This window comes from Streptomyces sp. NPDC047043 (assembly GCF_040644055.1).
In the GTDB taxonomy this organism is placed as follows: domain Bacteria; phylum Actinomycetota; class Actinomycetes; order Streptomycetales; family Streptomycetaceae; genus Streptomyces.
The window spans coordinates 1-5383 of sequence record NZ_JBEYVO010000085.1; the positions used below are offsets into that span (position 1 = coordinate 1).

3 protein-coding genes and 2 pseudogenes are annotated in these 5383 nt (G+C 65.3%); 1 reads left to right on the forward strand and 4 read right to left on the reverse strand.

The window, feature by feature from the left end; genetic code table 11:
* Positions 1 to 151: 151 nt before the first annotated feature.
* Both ABZ880_RS54290 and ABZ880_RS54295 read right to left on the reverse strand, forming a co-directional pair.
* A complete protein-coding gene (locus ABZ880_RS54290) occupies positions 152 to 2266 on the reverse strand; it encodes a P-loop NTPase fold protein (protein WP_361279392.1) in 2115 nt (704 codons plus the stop codon).
* Between the two features lie 195 nt (positions 2267 to 2461).
* Complete coding sequence (locus ABZ880_RS54295; RefSeq protein WP_361279394.1) at positions 2462 to 3382, reverse strand: hypothetical protein; 921 nt, start codon at positions 3380 to 3382, stop codon at positions 2462 to 2464.
* A 249-nt stretch (positions 3383 to 3631) separates the two neighbouring features.
* Here ABZ880_RS54295 and ABZ880_RS54300 point away from each other — a divergent pair.
* Positions 3632 to 3901 (forward strand): annotated as a pseudogene (locus ABZ880_RS54300) (transcriptional regulator); the annotation flags it as partial.
* Positions 3902 to 3935: 34 nt separating this feature from the next.
* Here the strand turns inward: ABZ880_RS54300 and ABZ880_RS54305 are convergent.
* Positions 3936 to 4187, reverse strand: coding sequence for a hypothetical protein (locus ABZ880_RS54305; protein ID WP_361279396.1), 252 nt, complete (start codon positions 4185 to 4187; stop codon positions 3936 to 3938).
* A gap of 1110 nt (positions 4188 to 5297) precedes the next feature.
* Positions 5298 to 5383: pseudogene (locus tag ABZ880_RS54310) on the reverse strand (IS5/IS1182 family transposase); the annotation flags it as partial.

A 5383-nucleotide genomic window follows, 5' to 3' on the forward strand; every position in this document is an offset into this window, starting at 1 on the left:
GGCCGGACGAACTCCCACTCGGCATCGGACAGTTCATGGCGACGTATCACCCAACCATGATCCACCACTCAAGATCATTCGAAGACACGACCTAGCAGTCGGTGAGGTGGAGGGCGCGGCCTGCGAGCCGCTCGCGGAGCATGGTGCGCGGTCAGAGCTCGTCCGGGCGCCAGCCTGTTGCGTACTTCTCGTACAGAGCCAGAGCGGTCGCCAGGTCCTCGTTCAGCTCGACCGTTCCCTCCTGAAGAGACTGGTGCAACGACGCGACGGCTTCGGCCAGATGCGCCTCCCCTCCGTAGACGTTCACTAGGGAGGCCCATACGAGCCGCTTCTCGGTGTGCACGGCCACGCTGCCCATCGTCTGGCTGTGCACGGGCGTCACCGCGCTTTCCAGCAGGCGCGCGACGACGCGGGCATCGAAGACCGGCTCAAGGACAGGCGGGCCGTCCGTGTCGGCTGTCGCCACGAGAACCGTCCGCAGCAGCATCCGTTCGCCGGCCAGGTCGGCGGGACCAGCCGTGCGGAGCTGGGAGGCAAGTTCCTGCCTCAGCAACTGGGCGGATTCCTCCGGGATCAGTCCCTGCTTGTCCGCACGGCCCGCGGCGATGTCGAGCAGAAGGACCTTTCCGTACAGGCTTGGGATGCCACTAAAGAGGCTGCGGACGGTGTGGTCAGCCACGTCGCCGACGAGGTTGTGCAGCAGAACACTCACCGGGCTCAGCACCGCCCATTCACCGCCGAGGGAGTACATGCCCGTGGAGCCCAGCCGGACCCGCGGCAGCTGCCGCATAAGCGCCGCGGCCGTGGGCAGCACCGTCTCCTCGGGCGCGTCGCGACAATGGGGGACCAGACGCTTGAGCGTGTCGTCCAGCAGGGCGTCCGGCACCTGCCCCAGTACCTCGTCGAGCGCGCTCTCGTTGCCGATGCAGGCCGCGACCTGCTCGACGCACTCGGCGGGTGCCCGTCCGGCCGGCAGCCGGCGATGGAGGTAGAAGTCCAGCACCGTGCTGCAGGCAACCCGCCGGTCCCGTTCCCAGGCCGGGATCCAGTCAGAGCCGTAATTCTGGCCGCCGAAAAGCCGTTCGGCGGCAGGGAACAGCAGGCGGACGACCGGCTGGGCGTGGTCGTTCAAGAGACCGGTGAACTCCTCCACGAACGCCTTCTCACGCGGTGCCCGATCCATGCTAGGGCGGTACATCGTCTTGGCTGGCGCCAGCAGGTCCGCGGCGGCCGGCAGCATCGCGTGCGCTGCGAGGAAGCGCACGCGCAGTGCCTCAAGCGCCAGAATGTCGACCAGATTCACCTCCGTACCCAGGCTTCGCACGGCCAGCGGCACCGATGCCAAATACCGCTTCACATCCCTGACGGTGGAAAACATCGGCAGAATCAGCTGCGCAAGCACGTCCGGCCACCGCGCCGCGTGGAACGGCCCGCACTCAATCCCGTCGAGCGCCTGAGCCAGTCCTGTGGCGATGACCGGGAAGAGTGCCAGTGCGGGCAGCGGCGGCACCTCCACCGACATCTTCACGATCTTCTCGAGGTACGCGGACCCTTTGACCGACTCATCCGTCAACGCCGCCTCTACCACCTCGCGGTCGAAGCACAGGACGTAGACGATGTTCGGGAACGAGCCGGTCAGGCGCGCCAGACGGAATACATCTCGGATCTCCTGCTGCGCCAGCCGGTCAATGTCATCGATGAACACCACGATCCGTCCGGGCAGTTTGCCCAGGAGCTCAGTGAGCTGCGCTCGCTGTTCATGGATGGTCCCCTGTTCCTCACCAAGGAGCATCGACGTCCCCGCGGCGACCGCGCTTGCGCCGTCCAGTACGACGCTGGCCCCGGGGACGAACTTCAGCGGCGACAGGGCGGCCGCGTACCGGCCCAGCCGCTCAGCGACGGTGCGGCCCGCGCCCTTGAGTTTGTCCTTCAGCCGGCGCCCGTCCCGCAACTGCCCGGCCAGTTCGTCGAAGAAGAACCGCATGAGCTGGTCGGTGCCGGAGAAGAACCACGGGTTGAACTGGACGACGTACACCTCATCGACCGCGTCCAGAGCGCGGCGGGTGAGATTCGCCAGCGACGTCTTGCCCGAGCCCCACTTCCCCGTCAGCGCGACAACTGCGCCGTGCTTCGCGGATGTTCGACGGATTTCCGCCGCGAACGCGTCAGCCAGGTCCGCACGCTGCAGCAGGTCCTGGCTGGCGTCATCGATCGGATCGTCTCCGCTGAGGAGACTGCCGGCATTGATCGATTCGTTGCCCGTCATGCCCCACCGTCCTTGGTCTTGAAGCAAGCGAACATAACGCTGCCCTCTGACAGTGAGGCGACGGCCACGCACGCAACGTTCATCGATCGCTGGCGAAGGGCATCTGCTGTCGCCTGAAAGATCCAAGCACCGCCCCGACACCCCGCTGCCTGCTCGTGCGGATTATCGATCAGGGTCTGCTGGGCTCTCCGCGCATCATTCCCACTCTCCCGCCCCGGTGGCACAGTCCGTGCAGACTTCCCGCCCCATATCCAAGAAGAAGATGCCTTCCTCGCAGCGCGCACACCGCGCCCACCCCTCGAAGATGTCTGCACAGGCGAAGCAGATATCGACCGTGCGGCCCGAGGCGTGCCGAGCCCCGGCGACGACGGTGAGACAACCCTCGCAGGAGGGGCAGTTAAAGGTGGCATCACCGCGGCCCATCTCCTTGTAGAGAATGGATAGATCCCTCACATCGTCGTATGCAGTCATACAAAAACGGCAGGTCGGGGGAGTGTCGCCCAAAACGATCGCCTCCTCGCCACACATGGGACAGTCGACAACGCGTTCCTGGACACTTTCGAGTTCCTGTTTCAAGCGGCCCCGGCGCTGCCTGACGAGAGCGTTGATGCTCGCCAGACGCGCCCCCAGCTTCTCCATGGTCTCGTGCACATAAGGGCCGTCCTTGGTCAGGGCAGGCTGCAGATGCTCGTGGACGAACGTCAGCAGGAAATCGAGAACCAACGCCGCCTGGGCCTCGACGGCAAACACACTTCCCGAATGGCCCAGGTGCGTCAGGGCGTTACGGGTGTCGGCCAGGCTGCTGATCGCCTGCCGCTGCTCCTTGCTGATCTGCAAGGAGACGATGTTGTTGAGCCGGTCGATCGCCCCCAGGACCGTACAGCTCGCAAAGCGCCCCGCCTCGTAGTCGACCCTCTTGGCCTTGCCGGGCTCACTGAAGACCAGACTCCAGTGCTCCCTGATGAGCCGGGCCTTGAGAAGGACCTCGACAGCTGCCTGGAGGTGCAGCACTGCGTACTTCACGTCACGCGCCTCAGGGCTTCCGTCGCTCTGACTCAAGTGGTCGAACGCGCTGAGCAGGAAGTCCATGCCATTGCGTACGGGCGTGAAATCCATGTCCTGACGCCGGCGGGCACGTTCCCTCGCCGCCGCCTTCCCGGCCCTCCGGCCGCTTTCTCGCTCGTCCACATCCACCCCCAGTAGAGCCGGCTTGGCCTGCCGTCTGTCCTGTCGCCCACACGTCCGCATCGACTGTAGATGCTCGCGTACCCCGCAGCGCAGCTCACTTTTGGCGCACGGTCAGTGACCCCAGTGCGGATCGGTCTGAAGCGGCGAGTCCGCTGAACGCGGCGCAAAGAGCCGCAACTGATCTGCCCGCCCTCGGTGTTGGCTGCCCAACTCGACCGCCTCACCGGCATGCTCGGGATGGACACTGTCAAGCTCGGCATCGTCCCCTTCACCGCGTCCATGACCGCCTGGTCGTCGCCGAGTACTGGCACGCCGAGCTGCTGGACGACACCGACAACGTCACCTTGTACAAGAAGGTCTGGAAGACGCTCCGGGAGTCAGCCGTCTACGGAGCCCGAAGCCCACAACGTGATCAACGCCGCCCGGCGCGCCCTGAACCCGCCCTGACGGGGTGGCGTCGGGGTTGAGGGACCGCCTGCTGCTACGCCTCTTTGCTGCCGGTGCCGTGGTCGTGGACCCAGTTCTTGTGGGCGTTGGATCCCTCGCGTCCGGGCGAGATCTTCAGTACGGCTTCGTCGTCGATGTGTTCCAGGCTGGTGATCACGTAGGGGGAGCCGGTCTTGACTGCGAGCCGGATGCTGCCGTTGGAGTACTCGGTCACTCTGAGGGTGCGGCCGCCGGAGAGTGGAATGGCCTGCTTGCTGACTTCTGCCGGTCTTTCGTCAGCAGTCATGATCAACTCCCTGCCGTCTTCTGGAGAGGTGGCGCCACCCTACGCCGGTTGCATCACCGCCCGAGCGGGTGCCGCGGTATGGGTCTGCTGTCTCCGCGGGCTGCTGTTCATCTGCTGTGCGGGGGGAGTTGGTGTTGGGCGCATTGCTGAACGGCGTTGATGCGGGCGGGAGTCCATTCGGGCTGGGGAGGCAGGTCTCGCAGCAGGCGGGGCAGGCGTTTGGCTTCGATGACGATGACACCGTGAGTCTCAAGCCGGCCGTGGGAGGCAGGGATCCTGGCGCCGTGGACGGCGATGACCGGGTGGACGGGGCAGCCGAGAGCTTGGGCGGCTTGCTGTGCCTCCCAGAGGACGGCGTCCACAGCGCGGGTCTGCGGCGTAGCCGTCCAGGCGCAGGGCGCCGTCCTCGAGGGTGAGTGTGGAGCGTTTGGAGCGCCAGGCCTTGGTGTCGATGTAGGTGACGCCGGCGGGCCCGATGACCAGGTGGTCGAGGTTGGCCCGGGATCCGGGAGAAGCGCGCGGGTTCGTAGATTCCTGAACGTGTTTGAGCTGGAACCCACGCGGGGCGAGGCACTTGAGCAGGGAGCCCAGCGCGGGTTTATCAACGCCCTCGCCGGTTGTCAGCGGGCTGATCAGGGACGTCGCCTGCGGAATCACCGCGTCCGCAATGTGACGTCGACCACATGACGCTTTATCACACGAATATGAAGGGGGGCCCGAGATACCTTCAAGGAACGGACATCTCGGACATGTATCAACCGGCCCTGACCTGCCGCGTCGCCCACTTCATGTGACAGTCGACACACATGTCACGCCCCCTAAAAAGCGGGCTTGTACACGCACCCGGACTCCTAGTAAGCGGCTTCGAAAATAGGACATCCCACGCAGGCCCGCTGGTGAACGCCCCTCGCCCGTGCGCCCGTTATGACCGTTACGGCGTCAATAAGGAAGCCTTTACACGGAAGTTGGGGCCCCATTTGAACAACTGTGGCGCAGGCCACTTTTGTTGTTTTGGCGACCCCGCAGCGGTACCCCTTGGATCAGCACCCGCCGCGGGTGCACCCATAGGCCATTGGTCGCAGTCGGCCCCTCGGGAATGACTGAGCTCTTTCAGCGTTGCCGCTCCAGAGTGAGAACGGCTGCCGCGATTGACGTCATTCGATTCGGGCTGCAACGCGCCTTGCGGAAGATCCGCC